Annotated in this window: 23 protein-coding genes and 1 pseudogene; 8 read left to right on the forward strand and 16 right to left on the reverse strand. The window is 56.4% G+C overall.

Annotated elements, in window-relative coordinates; genetic code table 11:
* The 7 genes from gspI to gspC all read right to left on the reverse strand — a co-directional run.
* Window positions 1-236 (reverse strand): type II secretion system minor pseudopilin GspI (gspI, locus tag DOU50_RS05455; protein ID WP_148768974.1); only part of this gene is annotated, 236 nt, incomplete at its 3' end.
* The gene (gspH, locus tag DOU50_RS05460) at window positions 229-714 is read right to left on the reverse strand and encodes a type II secretion system minor pseudopilin GspH (RefSeq protein ID WP_148768975.1); all 486 of its coding nucleotides are present in this window, start codon (window positions 712-714) and stop codon (window positions 229-231) included. The genes gspH and gspI, both read right to left, overlap by 8 nt.
* Window positions 714-1163, reverse strand: coding sequence for a type II secretion system major pseudopilin GspG (gene gspG / locus DOU50_RS05465; RefSeq protein ID WP_024907836.1), 450 nt, complete (start codon window positions 1161-1163; stop codon window positions 714-716). Before gspG ends, gspH begins: the two co-directional genes overlap by 1 nt.
* Before the next feature lie 3 nt (window positions 1164-1166).
* The gene (gspF, locus tag DOU50_RS05470) at window positions 1167-2375 is read right to left on the reverse strand and encodes a type II secretion system inner membrane protein GspF (protein ID WP_148768976.1); all 1209 of its coding nucleotides are present in this window, start codon (window positions 2373-2375) and stop codon (window positions 1167-1169) included.
* The gene (gene gspE / locus DOU50_RS05475; protein ID WP_148768977.1) at window positions 2375-3853 is read right to left on the reverse strand and encodes a type II secretion system ATPase GspE; all 1479 of its coding nucleotides are present in this window, start codon (window positions 3851-3853) and stop codon (window positions 2375-2377) included. Before gspE ends, gspF begins: the two co-directional genes overlap by 1 nt.
* A 15-nt stretch (window positions 3854-3868) precedes the next feature.
* Window positions 3869-5794: a type II secretion system secretin GspD gene (gene gspD, locus DOU50_RS05480; protein ID WP_148768978.1), complete on the reverse strand. Its 1926-nt coding sequence runs from the start codon at window positions 5792-5794 to the stop codon at window positions 3869-3871.
* A gap of 13 nt (window positions 5795-5807) precedes the next feature.
* A complete protein-coding gene (gene gspC / locus DOU50_RS05485) occupies window positions 5808-6539 on the reverse strand; it encodes a type II secretion system protein GspC (RefSeq protein ID WP_148768979.1) in 732 nt (243 codons plus the stop codon).
* A gap of 300 nt (window positions 6540-6839) precedes the next feature.
* On the opposite strand from gspC, the gene DOU50_RS05490 reads away from it, so the two are divergent.
* Together DOU50_RS05490 and DOU50_RS05495 are read left to right on the forward strand one after the other, a co-directional pair.
* The gene (locus DOU50_RS05490) at window positions 6840-8390 is read left to right on the forward strand and encodes an ExeA family protein (RefSeq protein WP_148768980.1); all 1551 of its coding nucleotides are present in this window, start codon (window positions 6840-6842) and stop codon (window positions 8388-8390) included.
* On the forward strand, window positions 8390-9019 hold the full coding sequence (locus DOU50_RS05495) for a hypothetical protein (RefSeq protein ID WP_148768981.1): 630 nt from the start codon (window positions 8390-8392) through the stop codon (window positions 9017-9019). Before DOU50_RS05490 ends, DOU50_RS05495 begins: the two co-directional genes overlap by 1 nt.
* Here DOU50_RS05495 and DOU50_RS05500 read toward each other — a convergent pair whose 3' ends face one another.
* From DOU50_RS05500 to DOU50_RS05510, 3 genes are all read right to left on the reverse strand, one after another.
* Window positions 9020-9643 (reverse strand): helix-turn-helix domain-containing protein, encoded by a 624-nt coding sequence (locus DOU50_RS05500; RefSeq protein ID WP_148768982.1) that lies wholly within the window; start codon window positions 9641-9643, stop codon window positions 9020-9022.
* 268 nt (window positions 9644-9911) lie between these two features.
* On the reverse strand, window positions 9912-10742 hold the full coding sequence (locus DOU50_RS05505; RefSeq protein WP_148768983.1) for an N-acetylmuramoyl-L-alanine amidase: 831 nt from the start codon (window positions 10740-10742) through the stop codon (window positions 9912-9914).
* Window positions 10739-11062, reverse strand: coding sequence for a heavy metal-binding domain-containing protein (locus DOU50_RS05510; protein ID WP_023310944.1), 324 nt, complete (start codon window positions 11060-11062; stop codon window positions 10739-10741). The genes DOU50_RS05505 and DOU50_RS05510 overlap by 4 nt, the downstream gene beginning before the upstream one ends.
* Before the next feature lie 97 nt (window positions 11063-11159).
* On the opposite strand from DOU50_RS05510, the gene DOU50_RS05515 reads away from it, so the two are divergent.
* From DOU50_RS05515 to artJ, 6 genes are all read left to right on the forward strand, one after another.
* Window positions 11160-11678 (forward strand): lipoprotein, encoded by a 519-nt coding sequence (locus DOU50_RS05515; RefSeq protein WP_023335076.1) that lies wholly within the window; start codon window positions 11160-11162, stop codon window positions 11676-11678.
* 226 nt (window positions 11679-11904) lie between these two features.
* Complete coding sequence (gene artP, locus DOU50_RS05520) at window positions 11905-12633, forward strand: arginine ABC transporter ATP-binding protein ArtP (RefSeq protein ID WP_023310942.1); 729 nt, start codon at window positions 11905-11907, stop codon at window positions 12631-12633.
* Between the two features lie 19 nt (window positions 12634-12652).
* Window positions 12653-13384: an arginine ABC transporter substrate-binding protein ArtI gene (gene artI, locus DOU50_RS05525; RefSeq protein WP_048990934.1), complete on the forward strand. Its 732-nt coding sequence runs from the start codon at window positions 12653-12655 to the stop codon at window positions 13382-13384.
* Between the two features lie 6 nt (window positions 13385-13390).
* Window positions 13391-14107, forward strand: coding sequence for an arginine ABC transporter permease ArtQ (artQ, locus tag DOU50_RS05530; RefSeq protein ID WP_024907846.1), 717 nt, complete (start codon window positions 13391-13393; stop codon window positions 14105-14107).
* The gene (gene artM / locus DOU50_RS05535) at window positions 14107-14775 is read left to right on the forward strand and encodes an arginine ABC transporter permease ArtM (RefSeq protein ID WP_024907847.1); all 669 of its coding nucleotides are present in this window, start codon (window positions 14107-14109) and stop codon (window positions 14773-14775) included. Before artQ ends, artM begins: the two co-directional genes overlap by 1 nt.
* Window positions 14776-14948: 173 nt before the next feature.
* Window positions 14949-15680: an arginine ABC transporter substrate-binding protein ArtJ gene (artJ, locus tag DOU50_RS05540; RefSeq protein ID WP_148768984.1), complete on the forward strand. Its 732-nt coding sequence runs from the start codon at window positions 14949-14951 to the stop codon at window positions 15678-15680.
* Between the two features lie 79 nt (window positions 15681-15759).
* On the opposite strand, the gene DOU50_RS05545 is transcribed toward artJ, so the two are convergent.
* From DOU50_RS05545 to DOU50_RS05570, 6 genes and pseudogenes are all read right to left on the reverse strand, one after another.
* Complete coding sequence (locus DOU50_RS05545; RefSeq protein ID WP_148768985.1) at window positions 15760-17229, reverse strand: sensor histidine kinase; 1470 nt, start codon at window positions 17227-17229, stop codon at window positions 15760-15762.
* The gene (locus tag DOU50_RS05550; protein ID WP_148768986.1) at window positions 17213-17920 is read right to left on the reverse strand and encodes a response regulator transcription factor; all 708 of its coding nucleotides are present in this window, start codon (window positions 17918-17920) and stop codon (window positions 17213-17215) included. Before DOU50_RS05550 ends, DOU50_RS05545 begins: the two co-directional genes overlap by 17 nt.
* A gap of 72 nt (window positions 17921-17992) precedes the next feature.
* A complete protein-coding gene (rlmC, locus tag DOU50_RS05555; RefSeq protein WP_148768987.1) occupies window positions 17993-19120 on the reverse strand; it encodes a 23S rRNA (uracil(747)-C(5))-methyltransferase RlmC in 1128 nt (375 codons plus the stop codon).
* A 40-nt stretch (window positions 19121-19160) separates the two neighbouring features.
* Window positions 19161-19634, reverse strand: a complete 474-nt coding sequence (locus DOU50_RS05560; protein WP_024907853.1) for a YbjO family protein — start codon at window positions 19632-19634, stop codon at window positions 19161-19163.
* Window positions 19635-19699: 65 nt separating this feature from the next.
* Window positions 19700-20545: a putrescine ABC transporter permease PotI gene (potI, locus tag DOU50_RS05565; RefSeq protein ID WP_023310934.1), complete on the reverse strand. Its 846-nt coding sequence runs from the start codon at window positions 20543-20545 to the stop codon at window positions 19700-19702.
* Window positions 20542-20752 (reverse strand): annotated as a pseudogene (locus tag DOU50_RS05570) (ABC transporter permease subunit); the annotation flags it as partial. The gene potI and the pseudogene DOU50_RS05570, both read right to left, overlap by 4 nt.

Genomic DNA, 20752 nt, shown 5'->3' on the forward strand with positions numbered 1-20752 from the left:
ATGATTTCCGTTCCCTGCTCCTCAGCATCCGGGAAGTCGGTTTTCGCGAGCTGCGCTTCCGCCAGCTGGTTCTCGGCCACCCAACTGGCCTGCAGCGTGTCGGCCAGCCCGTGGGTGAAGCGCACGTTCAGAGAGACCGAGTTCATCAGCGCCAGCGCGGCGGTGGAGAAGATGACCAGCGCGACCATCACCTCCAGCAGCGTCATCCCGTTCTGCTTAACCTTGCCTTTAGTCATCGTTCTCTACCGATACCGGGGCCGCGCCCTGCGACACCACGCGGAAATGGTGCTGTTTGTCGTAGCTTTGCAGCGTCAGCGTAAAGCGGCCAATCTCACCGTCCGGCAGAAAGAGGATCTGGGGATCGGCCTCGACGGTGGCCGCCAGACGCTGGGGCGACAGCGATACATGCATCTCCTGCGGAAAATCGCCTTTGGTGGTAATTCGTCCGGCAGATAAAGGCACCCAGTGACGCACGCCATTTTTACCGTCGAGCGTGACAAGCTGATATTTATCGGTGGTGATTACCAGCCCGACGATATTTCCGTCCATTACCGCACGATCTGAACCATAATCAACGAGGGCTTTTAATTGCTGGCCAAATATATCCGCACCGCTGCGTGAGGGTATTGTTGATACCACCATCATGGCGCAGCTGGAAAATATCACCAGCGCCAGAATAATTTCCAGCAACGTAAAGCCGCGTTGACTTTTCATTATTTCTCTTTCTTATCCAGAGACCAGTTCGTAATATCGTCTGCGGTATTGGCTTCGCCGTCCGGACCGGCAGAGAAGACGTCAACTGCGCCGTGTTCGCCCGGGCTGACGAGCAGATAATCGTTTCCCCACGGGTCCTGCGGCAGGCGGCGAATATAGCCGTCAGCGCGGTAGCCATTCGGGATGGGTGCGATTTCAGGCTTGGTCACCAGCGCCTGCAGTCCCTGCTCGGTCGTCGGGTAGCGGTGGTTATCGAGCTTATACATATCCAGCGAGCCTTCGAGCGCGACAATATCGCTGGTCGCTTTTTGCGTATCCGCTTTTTCTTTATTGCCCATTAAGTTTGGCACCACCATACTCGCTAAAACGCCGAGAATAACGATCACCACCATTAATTCGAGCAAGGTGAAGCCCGCCTGGCGAGCCAGGTTTTTACGTTTTATAGCCATGATTTAACCTACCATATTATTAAGTTGCAGAAGCGGCTGTAATATTGACAGCACGATAAATAAAACAATCGTCGCCATGGAGACCACCAGCGCCGGTTCAAATACCGACAGCGTTAACGTAATTCGATGCTGTAATGCCGACTCCTGGTTTTCCGCCGCGCGGTCCATTAAATTGCCGAGCTCCCCGCTCTCTTCGCCGGAGGCAATCATGTACAGCATGGTCGGCGGGAATAATTTCGCCTGTTCAAGCGCGGCATATAAAGATGCCCCCTGACGCACGGTATCGGCGGCCTGCTCCAGCACCTGCCGGGCGTAGAGGTTTTCGATACCGTCCATCGCGATATACATCCCTTCAAGCAGCGGCACGCTGCTGGCCTGCAGAATACTCAGGGTTCGGATATAGCGGGCGCTGTTGATGGCGCACACCAGCTTTTTAATCGGCGAGCCGTTCACCAGCCAGCTGTGCCAGCGAAAGCGGTTTTTGGCATTTCTGAGCCAGGTCTTAAAGCCGATAAACCCACCGGCCATGATCCCGACAATATAGATGCCGTACGCCTGCAGGAAATCGCTCACCGCGATCAGCGTGCGGGTGGTGATCGGCAGCTGTTGCTTCATGTGGGTGAACTGCTCGATCACCTGCGGGACTACCGCCACCAGCAGAATGCCGATCACCGCGATGGCCACCACCGTCAGGGTAATCGGGTAGACCATCGCCTGCGTCAGCTTGCTTTTCATCTTCTGACGCTGCTCGTTGTACTCCGCCAGCTTCTCCAGCACGTCGCCCAGGTGACCGGTCTTTTCACCGGCCATCACCAGGGTGCAGTAGAGTTTGTCGAAGGTGCGCGGGAACTGACTGAAGGCGTCAAACAGCGTATGCCCTTCCACCACCTTTTCACGGATCTCCACCACCATCGCCGCCAGCTTTTTGTCTTCCGTCTGCTTCGAGATGGCCTTCAGCGCACTTTCCAGCGGCAGCGCGGCGTTGACCAGCGTGGAAAGCTGGCGGGTAAACATCGACAGCACCGGCGTGGAGAGCTTAGCCCCGGTCTTTGCTTTCCCGGACACCGCCGCCTCGCGGGTTTCGGTGATGCTGACAGGCATTAGCTTTTGTTCGCGAAGCCACTGGCGAACCTGCTTTTGCCCCTCGGCCTGCAGCGTGCCGCGCCGGGTTTTGCCCGCCGCATCCGTTGCCGTCCAGGCGTAGAAGGCCATTATTCATCCCCCCCGCGCTCGGCGGTGACGCGCATCACCTCTTCCAGAGAGGTGATGCCGCTAATCACCTTCAGCAGCCCGTTTTCGCGCAGGCTGTAGGCCTGCTTAAAGAGCTGCGTTTCGATGGACATTTCGTCCTTATCTTCATGGATCGCTCGGCGCATGGTGCTGTCCACCACCAGAAATTCATGAATACCGGCACGGCCCTGATAGCCGCTCTGGCGGCAGTGCTCGCAGCCCACTGCGCGATAGATCGCTTTCGGCGGCGCGTCCATAAAGCTGAACAGCGCTTTTTCATTGTCATCCAGCGGACTGGTAATCCGGCAGTGGCTACACAGCCGACGCACCAGACGCTGGGCAATGACACCGAGCAACGATGAACCGATTAAAAACGACTCCAGCCCCATATCCCGCAGGCGGGTTATCGCCCCGGCGGCGCTGTTGGTGTGCAGCGTAGACATGACCAGGTGACCGGTAAGCGAGGCCTGTACCGCAATTTGCGCGGTTTCGCCGTCGCGAATTTCTCCGATCATCACCACGTCCGGGTCCTGACGCAGAATGGCGCGCAGCCCGCGGGCAAAGGTCATGTCCACGCGCGGGTTAACCTGCGTCTGCCCCACCCCTTCCAGCTCGTATTCAATCGGATCTTCAACGGTCAGGATGTTTCGCTCGTGGCCGTTCAGCGCCGAGAGAATGGCGTACAGGGTGGTACTTTTACCGGAACCTGTCGGCCCGGTGACCAGGATAATGCCGTGCGGGCGGTCAATAAGCCCTTTTAACTTCTCCAGCTCTTCATCAATCAGGCCCAGCTTGTTGATGTCGGGCTTCAGGTTGCTTTTATCGAGCAGGCGCATGACCACGCGCTCGCCGTACTGGGACGGAATGGTCGAGACGCGCACGTCGATGGCCTTGCGGCCGATGCGCAGAGAAATACGGCCATCCTGCGGCAGGCGCTTCTCGGCGATGTCCAGTTTCGACATGACCTTGATGCGCGACACCAGCAGCGGTGCCAGCTTACGCGCCGGCTGCAGCACCGGGCGCAGCACGCCGTCAACGCGGAAGCGAATGCTCAGCGTGCGCTCGAAGGTTTCGATATGAATATCCGACGCGCCGTCCTTCACCGCCTCGCCGAGAATGGCGTTGATCAGACGGATCACCGGCGAGTTCTCGTCGTTATCAAGCAGGTCTTCGTTATCCGGGATCTCCTCGGTTAACGCCATCAGATCGATATCCGCGTCCATGTCGTCCACCAGCTGCTGCGACACGCCGCTGCTCTGCTGCCAGATTTTAGCCAGCAGCTCGTCAAAGGCTTCCTGCGTCAGGGTCACCGGAACGAACGCGCGTCCCAGCACCCGGCGCACTTCCAGGAGTGCAAACGCCGGGGTGTCTTCACGGATATAGACGTCGTTGTTGTAAAACAGAACGCCGTTATCTTTCGCATAGCTGCTGCTACACAGGGTTTTAGTCAGTTCGTCCACGGTGCCCTCTCCGCCTTAGTCTTTAAACGGATTGCGCGGTGCGCTGGCGCTGGTTTTCACCGGTGCGGCGCTGGCGTCGACGGGAAACGCGGGCAGTACCGCGTTATCCGCCGGTTCAACAATACCGAGCTTCTTCTCTTCCACACGCTGCTGCTGGCGGGCGCGGATCTGGTCATATTTCTCTTTCGACGCCGCGCTGTAGTTGTCGTCGTCGCGCAGCACGGTGGTATGGATAAACACCATTAGGTTGCGTTTAGCCGTATCCTGCGAGGTGTAGCGGAACAGCTGGCCGACCAGCGGGATATCGCCCAGCAGCGGCACTTTGGAGACCGATTGTTTGGTGACGTTCTCCATCAGGCCGCCGAGCACCACCGTCTGCCCGCTGTGCACCATCACTTCGTTGTTGATGGTACGGGTGTTGAAGGTTGGGCCGAGGCTGGCATCTTCCGTCGCGCTGTTGTCGACGCTGGAGACTTCCTGCTCAATCTTCAGGTGGATCATGTCGCCGTCGTTGATTTGCGGCACAATTTTCAGCTTGGTCCCGACCGTCTTGCGCTCAACGGAGTTAAAGACGTTGTCGCCACTGGTGGTCTGGGAGCCGGAAAGCACCGGCACGTCCTGACCGACGTTGAACGACGCCTCTTTGTTATCCAGCGTGACCACGCTTGGCGTGGAGAGAATATCGTTTTTGCCGTCGGTGGAGAGCGCGGTCATCAGCGCCCCGAAATCGCCGTTAAAGAAGCCGGTCGCAAGGCCGGTGAAGCTCGCCCCCTTCATGGTGCCGTTTTTAATCTGGCTGATTGGCAGGCCGGTGGAGCCGAACTGCACGCCGCCGTGCTTGCTGGTCCACTGCACGCCGAGATCCAGGCCGTTACCGTCCTGCACTTCAGCAATGATCGCTTCCACCAGCACCTGCGGACGACGGATGTCGAGCTTGTCGATCACCTTCTCAAGGGAGTTCATCACGTTAGGCTGAGCGGTGATCACCAGCGAGTTGGTGGCCTCGTCGGCGGTAATGTTCAGATCGCTGGACGCGGTGGCGGTTTTCGCCTTCGGCGTACTGGCCTTGTCCTTCAGCTGTTCACCTATCCCGGTCAGAACCGGCACCACCTTCGTGGCGCTGGCATATTTGAGGTAGAAGACGCGGGTATTCCCCTCGTTGTTCTGCTCGCGGTCCAGCTGATGGATCAGAGAGCGGGTACGCATGCGCGCATCTTCCGAGCCGCTGATCACCAGGCTGTTGGTTTCGTCATCCGCCACCACTTTAGTGGCCAGCTGCGGCGCGTTCTGCCCCTTCTGCTCTTCATTGTTGAGGTTGTTCAACATGTCGGAGAGCTCTTTGGCGGAGGCAAAGCGCAGCGGCACGATCTCGCGGCGCTGAATCCCGTCTTTGTCCACGCGCTGAACCAGATCCACCAGGCGGTTCACTACCGAGGCTTTACCGGTCAACAGCAGCACGTTGGACGGTTCAAAGTGCACCACGTTGCCGATGCCGGTGGCATCGTTCAGCTGGCGCAGCAGCGGGGCAAGTTCACGTACCGGCACATTTTCCATGCGCACGACGCGGGTGATGATCTCATCACCTTTACCCGGGTTTTTGCTGTCTGCCAGCGGCGCGCCGGCGGTACGGGCCACGCTGGAACGCACTACTTTAATCATGCCGTTGTCCATCGGGATCACCGACAGGCCGTACAGATCCAGCACGCTCAGGAAGAACTGGTAATACTCATCTTCCGTCAGCACGTTGTAGGTTCGCACCGACACCGAGCCCTGCACGGACGGATCGACGAGTATGGTTTTATTCAGATTGCGGCCTACCGTATCGATAAACTCGCGGATATCGGTATTTTTAAAGCTCGCGCTAAAGTTGGCTGCTAGCAGCGAACTTGAATATAACGACAATGCGGTCAGCGCCACGCACGCCCAGGGAAATTTCTTCATGTCTGTACACTTGTTAATTGTTTAGAACATTAACCCGAATATTTTCAAGGTGAGCGTGACGTCTGACGACGACCTCCGCCTCTTTCATTTTCGACCAGTTGGCAATAATACTTTTTGCCTTTGCTTCATCGGTCATATCGACAGAATTCACTTTTACCGCCACATCACCTTTTTCCAGCCCTGAATGGCTGTAGAAGGAAGAGGCATTCCTTGGATTAATGTTGTAGCCTTCCAGCTGGCCTTTTTCGATTAACGGTTTTAACACCAGATAATCATTCAGATGCACACTTTCCGCGCCTGCATCTTTCGTCGATTTGCTTACCGGGCCGCTGTCAACGCCGCCCTTAAAATAATCAGGTTTATTTAATGCCAGTACCTGCGTAGCACCTTCGTAATTAACCACCACATTGTCTTTGTTAATTTCCTGAATATAGGCATCGTTAAAACCGGTCAGCGGCTCGCCTTCACGGTAGCTCTTCTGACCACCCGGCGTTTTGATCACGGCGAAAGAAAGCCAGGCGTCATCGCTGCGCACAATACCTTCGACCTCCGCTGCCAGCGGGGCTTTCGCGGCGGCGGGCAGGTTGTCCTGACGCACGGCCGCCGTGAAAAGGGTGAATGTTTTTTTATCACGACGCGTTTTCAGCGGCTGCGCATCAGCGTTAGCCAACTTATTCGTAACTTTTTTATAATCTTTAAACGTCAGATACCCTTGCTGGCCGCAAAAAATTAACAGCACAAACATAATGCAAGGCGTTATCCACCGTGACAGAAATGAGAACCTCATTTTTCATCTGGCCTTTAGCAAAGCGAAAATAAGCAGCGTCGCGCTGCGCCAATATGTGAGCAAAGCGTAATTTCCCGCTGTAAAAACGACCACTCACTTTGCCGCTAACTTTCATACAGAAAAATATTGACCGCATAAAATCCAGATGTTAGGCCTCACCGGCAGGATATTTTTACCCTGTGCGCAAATTGACCACCCTATAGCGTTGCTTTACTTTCTCGTCCTGTTGCTATTCCTAATCAGAGACGGTAAGTCGTTATGTATCAGAGCCACTTTAATTTTAAAAACCCGCCCTTTCGGAAAATAACCGGGTTATCCGGGGATTTTCTGGTGCCTTATCATCAGGACGTATTCAACCTGCTGAAAGAGAAAACCCAACAGGCGGGGATTATTGGGCTCTTTGCTGACGATGCCCCGCTGCTGGGCCAGTTCAGCGACGCCCTGAAATCCGCTAATCCTGACGTTTTTGCCATTAACGCGTTTCCAAAACTGAATGCCAGTAGTCTGCTGTATAAACTCAACCCGGGAACGAAAGAGAGCAAAAACCGGCTTCAGGCGGTGGATACCATCCTGCACCAGTGGCAAGGGGGAAAAACCAGGACGAAAGTGCTGGTGATTAGCCACACCGAAGCCATGAAGGACACCTGTCAGGAGGTGCTGGCTATGCTGCTGACGCGCGCTCAGGAGCTGGGGTTTTGCCTCTCAATCGTGCTAATGGGCGCAGCAGGTCGGGAAGCCGTCCTGATGCAGCAGCCCGAGCTGCGTGAATATGCGCATACCCATCACAGCCTGCGTCCTCTTACCTGCCGGGAATCTCTCCGCTACGTTGAGGCGCAGTGTGAAGAGCACGGATGCGAGAGCTCACCGTTAACCCCGGCGCGCGTGCGCAAGATGCATACGCTGACCAGAGGGAATATCAGCAAGCTGAACGAGCTGGCCCACCTGTCGATGCTCGCCGCCTGGACCGAGCGTGCGGATCAGGTCAGCCCGCGTCATTTACGTCTGGCCTCCGGCGAGACGCTGCCTGCGAAAAAACACGGTAAGCACCTGGCTACCGTCGGTTTATTCGCATCCCTGCTGTTTGCCGCCTGCGGCTGGTATTTGACCTCCTCGATCGGTGCAAAACTTCCGGTTCAGCTCCCGGTGCCTGCCAGCTGGAAACAGCAGACGCCACATGTTCAGGCCCCGGTGGTGCCGGTTATCGACAATGAAATGGTCAATCAGCCGGATGCCATGCATCAGCTCTATCTGATGTGGGGATATGACGCCTCAGCGGATGATGCCCTGTGTCAAAACGCCGCAAAGGTGAACCTGATGTGCAGGCAGGGTAACGCCTCACCGGACGCGCTGGCGCAGGAAGGGTATCCGTGGGTAAGTGAACTGAAAACCGGCAACCACCTCAATTATGCCGTGGTCGCCCGCGTCGGGGATAACTCACTCGACCTGCTGATGAACAACCGTACCTGGCAGGTAAGCCGCAGCTGGTTTAACCAGCATGCCACCGGCAACTTTACCCAACTCCACCGCCTGACGCCGGAAGGTAAAGACGTCATCAACGCCGCCAGCGATGCGAAGGACATGGGTTGGCTTGACCAGCAGCTGAGCGTAGCCCTTAACCAGCCGGAAACCCATTCACGGACCTGGACGGCGGAGATGATGAAACGCACCCGCGAGTTCCAGCAAAAAATGCATCTGCATGTGGATGGCATTCCAGGGGAAGATACATTGATGCAGTTAATGCGTGAAACTCATTCCACGCCGAGCGTGCTGATCCAGACCTCCCCTAAAATGCAGGAGAAGAAAGCCTGATGTCTACCATCTCTCTTGCGGCCCAGCGCAGCTACGCTACCGGGGAGGCGGTCTGGTTTTCGTATCGCCTCCCCAGCCTGAGAAAAATCGTCGGCAACGCCTTTTTAGGGATGTTGGGTCTGTGCGTCATGTTGACGGCGGGCGTGTACGCGCATACTTACTGGAATCTGCGTCATCCTGCGCCGGAACCGGTAACAAAAGCGAGCGTCGCGAAACCTGAAACGCAGCTTTCTGATATGCACTACGTGTATGTGAGCAAGCCGTTCCCGCATCCACATCCGAAACCCGCACCGGTGCAGGCAGACATCCCTGCCATGCAGGATCTGCCGATTAACAGCGACGATGCCGACTGGCAGCAAGCGCCCGACGGCGCGGAACCGCACGATACGTCGCGGGATACGTTACCCGGCACCGAAGCGCATGATGTCACGCCCGCCAGTACAGGCAGTGAGGATGCTTCTTTAACCGAGTTGTTTAAGCAGGCGTTAAAAGAACAGGAGCAAGATTATTCGCAAGGCAAAATTCCCGCGCCGCCGGTGGATGAAACGCAGGATAATTCGCAGACGAGAGTGCAACATAACGTGGGATCCCGATCTCCTTTGAGTGAAAAAGGAGATCGGCTGGAATAGTTAGTATTTTTCAGGCAATGTGTTCAGATTAAGGAGTCGACCTTTTTCCACCACAATATATTGACCTTTTTTGAGGTCGGAGAGGATTTTAATGATGGTACTGCGCGCCAGATTGGTATACTCCTGAATGTAATCATAAATATTAATATCACGCTGATGATGAACAATCAGCTCATTAATCTCGTATAAAAACTCGCGCACTACAGAATAAGCGCTGCGGGCAACCAGCACATCGTCACGTTTGCTCAGCATGCAGATGTACCAGGCCAGCACTTTGGTGAGTTCAGGCCATAAATTGTTATCGGTCATCAGCTGCGCGAAGACCTCTTTTTTGATTGAGCGCACCACAGTGTTAGCGCGAATGAGGCCGTACATATGGGTTGCGTTATAGTACATCGACGAGAGGCCAAAAATGCACTGGCCCGTTACCGTGAACATACACAGTTCGTCGGATTCGCGTCGGAATTCAACTTCACCGCTGACGATAATATGAATATATTGTGAATCGGACGTGGAGAGTTTCTGCCATTTCTTTAAGATCTTCTCTTCAAAACCTGATGTAGCAGAAATAATGGCTTCCATTTCATATTGCGGACGTAATTTTTTTGCATAGATGCTTAACATTGTTATACCCGATTTAAGATGTGAAATTTAAAAATGCAGGCATAGGGCAAAAAAGCCTTAAGCCCTGAATATGTTCCTGTGAAATTCTCAATGAGAGAAATAAAGAATAAATGCGATATATTTATTTGCTATATTAATTAGCAAGCTATGTGTCTATCTTAAATCCGGATAATTTTAAGTCAATTAACTAAAAATGAATTGAGTTTGTACTTAAGATTAATCTGAAGAAAATCAGAATGCGTTAAGGCATTCGGGGTAGTCCGAAGGATTACCCCTGCCCGTACTTCTCCAGAAGCGCTTCAGCAATGGCCATCGTTTCGACGTCCGCAATACCGTTCCACAGGTCAGGCCGGAAATGCATCTGGAACGCCGTGATGATGCGCTTTTGCTGCGCAGGGGTGCTGTCAACCGGCACCTCATAGCCATACCGCGCGAGGAGATCGAGTAATGCCCCGGTCGCCACCTGCTGATAGCGCGGACGCCCGTTAATATAGAACGCAACGCGCGCCGGATCGGGCCAGGCGCCAATGCCCTGCTGAGCAAGCTGTCGCCACGGGAACAGCGGGCCGGGATCGTCTTTGCGCTGCGGCGCGATGTCCGAATGGGCCACCACGTTTTCAGGTTTGATGTTGTAGCGGGTAATAATATCTTTGGCGAGCGGCACCAGCGCCGCAATTTGCGCAGGCTCAAACGGGGTAAAGCGCTTAACGCCCGACGTTTTTTGCCAGCCGCGGTTCTCAAGCTCAATGCCGACAGACGTATCATTGATGCGGTTTGTGCCGCGCCAGAAGCTAATGCCCGCATGCCAGGCCAGTTCGCTCTCGGGCACCAGCTGCCAGATGCGCGGCTTACCGTCCGGTGCCGGGGGTTTAGCCGGGATCAAATAGTGAGAGCTGACGTTCTTATCCGTCAGCGTGGCCAGCGAGCTGTCAAAATCATCCGCGGTGTAGTGGATAACCAGCACCTTGATGCGAGGGTAAGCCGCCTGAGCCTGATGACGCGTATCCAGCTCGTAGGCACCTTTATCGATGATTCCCTTTTCCGCGGTACATCCTGCCAGCAGCAGCGCCAGCAGGATTGTGGCAAACGAACGCCTCATCGAAGGGTTTTCACCGCCGTACCGCTTACGCTCACCATCAGCATGCTGGCATCTTTCCCGACCGTTTCGTAGTCGATATCAATCCCGACGACCGCATCCGCGCCGAGGGCTTCCGCCTGCTCGCCAAGCTCTTTAAAGGCGATTTCGCGCGCTTTGCGCAGCTCTTTTTCGTATGCACCCGAGCGGCCACCCACGATATCGCGGATACCGGCAAAAAAGTCACGGAAGATATTGGCGCCGAGAATCGCTTCGCCGGTGACCACGCCGCAGTACTCGGTTATTGTCTGCCCTTCCAGGGTTGGCGTTGTTGAAAACTGCATGGTTTCTCTCCTTCTTTAGCGTTCAATGCCTTAGGCACAGCATTATCGGTTCGTTACGCTATGATTGAAAGGATAGTTAATAAATAAGGAAATCAACATGCGCTATTCTGCTTTAACACTTTTAGTGCCCTGCGCGCTGGTGCTCAGCGCCTGTACCACCACGGTCACGCCAGCCTTTAAGGATATCGGTACCCGCAGCGGCCCCTGCATAGAGGGCGGCCCGGACACTGTGGCGCAGCAGTTCTATGATTATCGCATTCAGCACCGCAGCAACGACCTCACCGGGCTACGCCCGTATCTGAGCGATGGCCTGGCAAAACTGCTTAACGACGCCACCCGCGATCCACAGCATAACGCCCTGCTGAAATCCGATCCGTTCTCCAGCCGCACCACGCTACCGGACAGCGCCGAAGTGGCGAGCGCGTCAACCATCCCGAATACGGACGCCCGTAATATTCCGCTGCGCGTGAAGCTGACGCAGGGAACCCAAACCTGGCAGGATGAAGTGCTGATGATCCGTGAAGGTCAATGCTGGGCAGTGGACGACGTACGCTACGTGGGCGGCAGCGTTCATGCCCCGGCAGGCACGCTTCGCCAGTCGATTGAGAATCGCTAAATCCGCCGATATTCCCTGGTAACCCCCGTAAAATGTGCGGCATTTCATGCGGAATGCCGACATTTATACTCGCCGACCTTGCCGTTCGCTATTTTGTGCTATGTTTAAGAGGAAACACGGGTTATATTTAACTTTTAACGCAGAAATATTGCATAACTATTCTGTCAACGGTACTATCTGCGGCCTCAATTGCTATAGATTGCCTGGATGAGTAAAGACTGCCCCGATGAGTATTAAACTAAACGGCATTAACTGCTTCTACGGCGCACACCAGGCGCTGTTTGACATCACGCTGAACTGCCCGGAAGGCGAAACGCTGGTTTTGCTTGGCCCAAGCGGTGCAGGCAAAAGCTCCCTTCTGCGTGTCCTTAATCTGCTTGAAATGCCCCGTTCAGGTACGCTGGCGATTGCCGGTAACCATTTTGATTTCGCGAAGACGCCGTCTGATAAAGCGATTCGTGAACTTCGTCAAAACGTCGGCATGGTCTTCCAGCAATACAATCTCTGGCCGCACCTGACCGTCCTGCAAAACCTGATTGAAGCCCCGTGCCGCGTGCTGGGGTTAAGCAAGGATCAGGCGATCGCGCGCGCCGAAAAGCTGCTGGACCGCCTGCGTCTTAAGCCCTACAGCGACCGCTATCCGCTGCATCTTTCTGGTGGTCAGCAGCAGCGTGTGGCCATTGCCCGTGCGCTGATGATGGAACCCGCGGTACTGCTGTTTGATGAACCCACCGCGGCGCTGGATCCGGAAATCACCGCCCAGATCGTGAGCATCATTCGCGAGCTGGCGGAAACTAACATTACGCAGGTCATCGTCACCCACGAAGTGGAAGTGGCGCGTAAAACCGCCAGCCGTGTGGTCTACATGGAAAACGGCTATATCGTTGAGCAAGGTGATGCGAGCTGCTTCGCGAACCCGCAAACCGATGCCTTCAAAAACTATTTATCTCATTGATTGTGTCAGGGGAAATATAATGAAAAAAGTATTACTTGCCGTGCTGCTTGCTGGCGTTACCCTTTCCGCTACCGCAGCCCAGACCATTCGTTTTGCCACGGAAGCCTCTTACCCTCCGTTTGAGTCCATTGACGCGAACAACAAAATTGTGGGCTTCGACGTGGACCTGGCTAACGCCCTGTGTAAAGAGATCGATGCGACCTGTACCTTCAGCAACCAGGCGTTCGACAGCCTGATCCCAAGCCTGAAGTTCCGCCGTATCGACGCCGTGATGGCCGGTATGGATATCACCCCGGAACGTGAAAAGCAGGTGCTGTTCACCACCCCTTACTACGACAACTCCGCCCTGTTCATTGGTCAGAAAGGTAAATTCACCTCTGTCGATCAGCTGAAAGGCAAAAAAGTCGGCGTGCAGAACGGCACCACGCACCAGAAATTCATTACGGATAAGCATCCGGAAATCACCACCGTTCCGTATGACAGCTACCAGAACGCGAAGCTGGATCTGCAAAATGGCCGTATCGACGGCGTTTTCGGTGATACCGCGGTCGTGACCGAGTGGCTGAAAGCCAACGACAAGCTGGCGCCAGTGGGCGACAAAGTGACCGATAAGGATTACTTCGGTACCGGTCTGGGGATTGCCGTTCGTCAGGGCAACACTGAGCTGCAGCAGAAATTCAACGCTGCGCTGGAAAAAGTGAAGAAAGACGGCACCTACGAAACCATCTACAAAAAATGGTTCCAGAAGTAATTCCTGATGAATGAAATTTTTCCTTTAGCAAGTGCCGCCGGGATGACCGTCGGCCTTGCCGTTTGCGCACTGATTATCGGCCTCGTGCTGGCGATGTTCTTTGCGGTGTGGGAATCCGCGAAATGGTTCCCCGTCGCCTGGACAGGCTCCGCGCTGGTCACCGTGCTGCGTGGGCTACCGGAAATTCTGGTGGTCCTGTTTATCTATTTCGGCTCTTCGCAGCTGCTGCTCACGCTGTCTGACGGCTTCACCCTCAATCTCGGCTTTGCGCAGATCCCGGTGCAGATGCAGATTGATAACTTCGACGTCAGCCCGTTCCTGTGCGGCGTGATTGCTCTCTCCCTGCTCTACTCCGCGTACGCGTCGCAAACCCTGCGCGGTGCGCTGAAAGCCGTGCCGCAGGGGCAATGGGAGTCGGGTCAGGCGCTAGGGTTGTCGAAATCCGCCATCTTTTTCCGTCTGGTGATGCCGCAGATGTGGCGTCATGCCCTGCCGGGGCTCGGCAACCAGTGGCTGGTGCTGCTGAAAGATACCGCGCTGGTGAGCCTGATCAGCGTTAACGATTTGATGCTGCAAACCAAAAGCATCGCCACCCGTACCCAGGAGCCGTTTACCTGGTACATTGTGGCTGCGGCGATCTACCTGGTGATCACGTTGCTCAGTCAGTACATCCTCAAGCGTATTGACCTGCGTGCGACGCGCTTTGAACGGAGACCAGGCTGATGCTTGAATACTTTCCCGAGTTGATGAAAGGGCTGCACACCAGCCTGACGCTGACCGTGGCGTCCATTATCGTGGCGCTGATCCTGGCCCTTATCTTCACCATCATCCTGACGCTGAAAACGCCGGTGCTGGTGTGGATTGTGCGCGGTTACATCACCCTGTTCACCGGTACGCCGCTGCTGGTGCAGATCTTCCTGATTTACTACGGCCCGGGCCAGTTCCCGTCGCTGCAGGACTACCCGGTTATCTGGCATCTGCTCTCTGAGCCGTGGCTGTGTGCCCTGATTGCCCTTTCGCTGAACAGCGCGGCCTATACCACCCAGCTGTTCTACGGGGCGATCCGCGCCATCCCGGAAGGCCAGTGGCAGTCCTGCGGGGCGCTGGGCATGAGCAAGAAAGACACGCTGGCGATCCTGCTGCCGTACGCCTTTAAGCGCGCCCTCTCCTCCTATTCCAACGAAGTGGTGCTGGTGTTCAAAAGTACCTCGCTGGCCTACACCATCACCCTTATGGAAGTGATGGGTCACGGACAGCTGCTGTATGGACGCACCTATGACGTAATGGTGTTCGGCGCGGCGGGCGTGGTGTACCTGGTGGTGAACGGTCTGCTGACGCTGATGATGCGCCTGATCGAGCGTAAAGCGTTAGCGTTTGAGCGCAGAAATTAACCACGCGAATGCATAAAACGGTATTCATAAAGCGGGTAACCTGATGGGTTATCCGCTTTTTTTTGTAACAAACACAATATTTAATCATTTTTATTGCATACAAATTCATTAACTGGCATTGTACATCCAGGCCGCAGACACGGCGCATCAATAAGACAGACGGGAGCATTACAATGAAAAAGTTAGTTCTGGCCGCATTACTCGCCACCTTCGCCGCTGGCGCATCCGCTGCGGATAAAATCAATTTCGGCGTGTCCGCCACCTATCCGCCGTTTGAGTCGCTGGATGCCAGCAACCAGATCGTTGGTTTCGATATCGACCTGGCGAAAGCGCTGTGCAAACAAATGCAGGCCGACTGCACCTTTACCAACCATGCTTTCGACAGCCTGATCCCGTCGCTGAAGTTCAAAAAATACGATGCGGTGATCTCAGGGATGGACATCACGCCCGAGCGCAGCAAGCAGGTCGCGTTCACCGACCCGTACTACGCCAACTCGGCGGTGGTGATTGCGAAGAAAGGCGCTTATACCTCTTTCGATCAGCTGAGAGGCAAACGCATCGGGATGGAAAACGGCACCACGCATCAGAAATACCTGCAGGACAAACATCCGGAAGTGAAAACCGTGGCCTATGACAGCTACCAGAACGCGATTATCGACCTGAAAAATGGCCGTATCGACGGCGTCTTCGGCGATACCGCCGTGGTGAACGAGTGGCTGAAAACCAATCCGCAGCTGGGCACCGCAACGGAAAAAGTGACCGATCCACAGTACTTCGGTACGGGCCTCGGCATCGCGGTACGTCCGGATAACAAAGCCCTGCTGGAAAAACTGAACGGCGCGCTGAAAGCGATTAAAGCGGACGGTACGTACCAGAAAATCAGCGAGCAGTGGTTCCCGCAGTAACCTTTTTTGCCGGGTGACCTGGCCTACGGGGGTGGTAGTCTGTAGGCCGGGTAAGGCGAAGCCGCCACCCGGCAATTTCTCAAAGCGGCACAAAGAACCTGAACCGTGCCCCGCTCACCGACTCCATCAGCCTGATCCCACCGCCGTGCAGCTCCAGCATCCGTTTCACGATTAATAGCCCCAACCCGCCGCGATTCTCTCTCGACGCCTGGGTATTGAGCGCCGATGGCCGCTGGAACAGATCGTCGCGCAGCGAGGCATCCACGCCCGTTCCGCTGTCGGCCACTTCGACCTGCAGCCGTTCATTCTCCTGCCAGACCGCCAGACGAATTTCCCCGCCAGCTGGCGTATGGCGCATCGCGTTATCGAGCAGGTTGGTCACCACGCGTTCGATCATCGACACATCGGCGTTTATCAGCGGCAGCGGCCCCGGCACGTCAATATGCAGATTGACCTCTCGCGTACGGGCGGTGAGCTCAAACTTCTGCGCCACGTCGGAAATCAGCTCTCCCATCGCGAACCGTTCGCGCTGGGGTTTAATACCGCCGTGCTCAAGGCGCGCCAGCTCAAACAGCTGCTGCGAAAGATGACGGACTTTTTGCCCCTGACGCAGCGCGGTGGCGAGATACTGCTGGTGCTCCTGCGGCGTCAGGGCGGCGGATTTTAGCGAAAGGGTTTCCAGATAGCCCAGCAGCGAGGTCAGCGGCGTGCGGAGATCGTGCGAAATGTTGGCGATAAACTCCCGGCGCTGGCGATCGCTGTCAGCCAGCTGATCCCACTGGCGGGTGATTTTGCGCGCCAGCTCGATAAAGCTGTTGCGCAGGATTGCCACTTCATCTTTTGCCGCCGCGTCCGGCGTCTGTACCGCCAGCAGCCTGATTGCGCTTATGCTGTCCTGCTCCAGCCCGGCCACTTCCACCGTCAGCTGTTTGACCGGACGCGTAACCCAGTACCAGACCAGCAGCCCTGCCAGCAGCCCAAACAGCGCGACCCACAGCAGTGACCACAGGACGGTACTCCACAACGCCTTGTGCCAGGCCATTTCTGCCAGGGCGTTTGACTCCTCGCCCTGCAAGATAATGTACAGATAGCCTTTTAGCTCGCCGTCCTGCCGTAGCGGCGTGGCGCTGAAGACTTTTTGATTTTGACTGCGCGGATCGTCGCCCAGTACCGGCATGGCGGTGCCGCTCAGGAAGCTCTGCACCGGCGCCAGGTCGATTTTTTGCCGCTGAATATGACCCGGCGGTGCGGCATCGGCGAGGATATCGCCGTCAGGAGAGATAACGTAGAGCTCAACGCTCGGATTAAAGGTCATCAGCCGGCCAAACAGCGGTTTCAGCGCGCTGCGGTCGACCCGGCCCTGCGCGTCCAGAATCGGTTCGCGCTGGACGATCTGCTGAGCCAGCCCACCCGACAAACGCTGTACCATCGCGTTACCGTACTGCATGCTGCTGTAGAGCTGTACCGCGCAGGCGACGGCGGCGCAGAGCATCATCAGCAGGATGAAGAGCAGCGTCAGGCGCTGGCTCAGGCTAAAGCGACGCATCATGCTGCGGCTCCGCAAATTTGTAGCCCTTGCCCCAGACGGTACGAATGATCTCCGGCTCGGCGGCGTCCTTCTCAATCTTGATGCGCAGGCGGTTGATATGGGTGTTAACGGTGTGTTCGTAGCCCTCGTGCTGGTAGCCCCAGACCTGCTCCAGCAGCGCCAGACGCGAAAACACCTCGCCGGGATGACGGGCAAAAAAGTACAGCAGCTCGAACTCGCGCGGGGTGAGGTCCACCACCTGGCCGTGAAGCAGCACGCTGCGCGCCAGCGGATCGATGGTCAGTCCGTGCGCCTGAATGTGTCCGTCGGTTTGCGCCTGCCCCATCGCCTGCTGGCGACGAAACAGCGCTTTGATGCGCGCAATCAGCTCCTGCACGGAGAACGGCTTAGCCAGATAGTCGTCGGCGCCGGTTTCCAGCCCGGTGATGCGGTCGGTTTCGCTGCTGCGGGCGCTGATGATGATCACCGGCAGGTAGCGCGTCATCTGACGGATGCGGCGGCAAATCTCCAGACCGTCAACCTTGGGCAGCATCAGGTCGAGGATCACCGCATCCCACGTATGGGCTTCAAGACGCTGCAGGGCATTGCCCCCGTCGGGCTCGTGGGTGATGACGTAGCCTTCGTATTCTAAATTGAGTTGCAGAAGCGCCGCGATATCGTGGTCGTCTTCCACCAGCAGGATCTGCTTCATGAGTAAGCCTTCATTCATTTCTTATGACGTAAGCTTACCTGATTTCGCCGGGATGAAGAGTTCACATTTTGTTTAAGATTTTACGAGCAACGTCAGCACTTCATAATGCGCGGTATGCGGGAACATATCGAAAAGCTGAACGCGTTCAACGCGGTAGCCCGGCAGTTGAGCGATGTCTTTCGCCATAGTCTGTGCGTTGCAGCTGGAATAGATGATGTACTCCGGCGCCATCTGGCTAAGGTAGTCGCACAGCGCATTGCCGATGCCGCGGCGCGGCGGGTTGACCAGCACCAGCTCAGGAACGTTGCCCTGGCCGGTCGCGAACTGCGTGGAGTCCAGCGCCTGGAAGTGCAGGTTCGTTAACCCCAGTTCGGCGGCGGACTGTTTCGCGCAGGCAATCGCTTCGGCAGAGATCTCAATCCCGGTGAGCTGCATCTCCGGCGTCGCGCAGTGCAGGCCAAACCCGCCCACGCCGCAGAACAGATCCCACATGTGGTGAACGTTCAACGCTCGAACCCAGTCGCGGGCGGTAGCGTACAGGCCGCTTGCCACGGTCGGGTTGGTCTGGAAGAAGCTTTGCGGGCGGATCCACAGCGGCACGCCGTTGAAGCTCTCCGCCAGCGCGTGCTGGTCGGTGAAGAAAATCTCTTTCTCCCCCTCCATAATCGCCATATGCACCGGCTGAATGTTCGCCGTAATGACCTTCAGCTGCGGAAGCTGCGCCTGCAGCCACGGCAGCGCCGCGCGAAGCTGCGCCAGCTTTGTTTCAGAGCGCAGCACAAAGCGCAGCATCATGCCGCCGTCGATCTGGCTTTCGGTCAGCAGAAGGTACTTCAGCTCGCCGCGCTTGCGGGCCACGCTGTAGGGCGTTAACCCCGCCCGCGCGATAAACGGTTTCAGTGCGGCAAAGACGGGCTCAAACGAGGCGGGATACAGCGGGCAGTCGGTTAAGTCTTCCGGCGTGCCGTCGCGGTGCAGCATCCCCAGCAGCGGTTTTTCAACGCTGCCGCTGACCACCATTTTGGCTTTATTACGGAAACCCAGCTCCGGGCCGCTGACGGGTGCGCACCATTCGCCCACCGTGTGCGCTGCCAGCAGCTGTTGCAGGTCGGCCATTTTGGCGGTGAGTTGTTGAGAGACCGGCTGTTCTATCCACTGACAGGAGCGGCAGCGTCCGGCGTCATAGAGTGCGCACTGCATATGAAAACCTTAAGAATCACGAGGGCTGCGATTATACACATTATTGCAGGCGGAAGAACCGCCGACTGGAGGCCGGAACGAAGAGTAGAAAGAGCACCAGCATGTCCGGCAGTTTTTGCATAAACAGCGCGCGCAGGATCTCGCGTTTGGATTCACCGGCAATGCTGAACAGCTCCGGGTAGCCATACCCAAGCGAGGCGGCCCACAGATAGCTCGCAGCGGTAATCTGCGTCAGCAGATAGACCCAGCGCGCCCAGTTGCGCCCTTTGACCAGCGAAAACGCGCAGTAGATCTCGATAAACACCAGCACCAGGCTGCTCAAAAAGACCAGCGTCAGATTCCACGTCTGCACGCTGCGGTGAATGAATTCACCGATGCCGCGCACGCCCAGGGTATTCAGAATCATCAGCACGTCCAGGCAGCGGATCATAATAATGGCGAGCGCCGCCACCTGAACCAGTGCAGGTACGTTAGGACGCGCGTGCGTAATACGTGATTTTTTTAATAATCCCAATGTTTTACTTCCCTGAAAAACAGTGCCGCGTCATGCGCGGCACATCACTGGAAATTTTAAATCCTTCAGCCGCGTCTTGCACGCTGGATATCGCGCACGCGCTGTTTTTCCGCGCGCGCCATCAAATACCAGGCGATAAATCCGACAATTCCGACCACGCCGAGGATGATAGAGGCCAGGGCGTTGATCTCCGGGTTGACCCCCATACGCACGCTGGAGAAGACCAGCATCGGCAGCGTCGTCGCGCCCGGGCCGGAGACAAAGCTGGCGATAACCAGATCGTCCAGCGACAGCGTAAACGCCAGCAGCCAGCCGGAGATCACCGCCGGCATAATCATCGGCAGGGTGATGATGAAAAAGACCTTCAGCGGCGTCGCGCCAAGATCCATCGCCGCCTCTTCAATGGAGCGATCCAGCTCGCGCAGGCGCGAGGAGATCACCACCGCCACGTAGGCCGTACAGAAGGTGACATGCGCCAGCCAGATGGTGAGCATACCGCGATCCGCCGGCCAGCCGATGGCGTGCGCCAGGGCCACGAACAGCAGCAGCAGCGCGAGACCGGTGATCACGTCCGGCATGACCAGCGGCGCGGTGATCATAAAGGCGAAGCCGTTCGAGCCGCGAAAACGCCCGAAGCGCACCATCACCAGCGCGGCGATCGTGCCCAGCACGGACGCCATGGTCGCCGCCAGCGCCGCAATGGTCAGGCTCAACCCCACCGCGCTCATCATCGCATCATCGTGGAACAGCTCGCTGTACCAGCGCGTCGACCAGCCTGCCCAGACCGTCACCAGCTTGGAGCTGTTAAACGAGTAGATCACCAGCATCAGCATCGGCGCATACAGGAAGGTAAAGCCGATGACCAGGATCGCAATTCGCCACGGGGAGCGCACTACCGGTAAGTTGTTCATCCGTGATCTCCCATCTGTTTCTGCTGATGCTTGTGGAACCACATGATCGGCACGATCAGCAGCAGGAGCATCACAATCGCCACCGCCGAGGCCACCGGCCAGTCGCGGTTATTGAAGAACTCCTGCCACAGCACGCGGCCAATCATGATGCTGTCCGGACCACCGAGCAGTTCCGGGATCACAAACTCCCCCACCGCCGGGATAAAG

The sequence above is a fragment of the Enterobacter sp. C6 genome (assembly GCF_008122455.1).
In the GTDB taxonomy this organism is placed as follows: Bacteria; Pseudomonadota; Gammaproteobacteria; order Enterobacterales; family Enterobacteriaceae; genus Enterobacter; species Enterobacter pseudoroggenkampii.

Coding starts and splice junctions, on each gene's coding strand:
- potI (WP_023310934.1), bottom strand. CDS start 20,545: ATGAACAACTTACCGGTAGTGCGCTCCCCGTGGCGAATTGCGATCCTG.
- artQ (WP_024907846.1), top strand. CDS start 13,391: ATGAATGAAATTTTTCCTTTAGCAAGTGCCGCCGGGATGACCGTCGGC.
- artP (WP_023310942.1), top strand. CDS start 11,905: ATGAGTATTAAACTAAACGGCATTAACTGCTTCTACGGCGCACACCAG.
- DOU50_RS05505 (WP_148768983.1), bottom strand. CDS start 10,742: ATGAGGCGTTCGTTTGCCACAATCCTGCTGGCGCTGCTGCTGGCAGGA.
- DOU50_RS05510 (WP_023310944.1), bottom strand. CDS start 11,062: ATGCAGTTTTCAACAACGCCAACCCTGGAAGGGCAGACAATAACCGAG.
- DOU50_RS05550 (WP_148768986.1), bottom strand. CDS start 17,920: ATGAAGCAGATCCTGCTGGTGGAAGACGACCACGATATCGCGGCGCTT.
- gspH (WP_148768975.1), bottom strand. CDS start 714: ATGAAAAGTCAACGCGGCTTTACGTTGCTGGAAATTATTCTGGCGCTG.
- DOU50_RS05515 (WP_023335076.1), top strand. CDS start 11,160: ATGCGCTATTCTGCTTTAACACTTTTAGTGCCCTGCGCGCTGGTGCTC.
- rlmC (WP_148768987.1), bottom strand. CDS start 19,120: ATGCAGTGCGCACTCTATGACGCCGGACGCTGCCGCTCCTGTCAGTGG.
- gspF (WP_148768976.1), bottom strand. CDS start 2,375: ATGGCCTTCTACGCCTGGACGGCAACGGATGCGGCGGGCAAAACCCGG.
- gspD (WP_148768978.1), bottom strand. CDS start 5,794: ATGAAGAAATTTCCCTGGGCGTGCGTGGCGCTGACCGCATTGTCGTTA.
- DOU50_RS05495 (WP_148768981.1), top strand. CDS start 8,390: ATGTCTACCATCTCTCTTGCGGCCCAGCGCAGCTACGCTACCGGGGAG.
- artI (WP_048990934.1), top strand. CDS start 12,653: ATGAAAAAAGTATTACTTGCCGTGCTGCTTGCTGGCGTTACCCTTTCC.
- DOU50_RS05545 (WP_148768985.1), bottom strand. CDS start 17,229: ATGATGCGTCGCTTTAGCCTGAGCCAGCGCCTGACGCTGCTCTTCATC.
- DOU50_RS05490 (WP_148768980.1), top strand. CDS start 6,840: ATGTATCAGAGCCACTTTAATTTTAAAAACCCGCCCTTTCGGAAAATA.
- DOU50_RS05500 (WP_148768982.1), bottom strand. CDS start 9,643: ATGTTAAGCATCTATGCAAAAAAATTACGTCCGCAATATGAAATGGAA.
- artJ (WP_148768984.1), top strand. CDS start 14,949: ATGAAAAAGTTAGTTCTGGCCGCATTACTCGCCACCTTCGCCGCTGGC.
- gspG (WP_024907836.1), bottom strand. CDS start 1,163: ATGGCTATAAAACGTAAAAACCTGGCTCGCCAGGCGGGCTTCACCTTG.
- artM (WP_024907847.1), top strand. CDS start 14,107: ATGCTTGAATACTTTCCCGAGTTGATGAAAGGGCTGCACACCAGCCTG.
- gspC (WP_148768979.1), bottom strand. CDS start 6,539: ATGTTTGTGCTGTTAATTTTTTGCGGCCAGCAAGGGTATCTGACGTTT.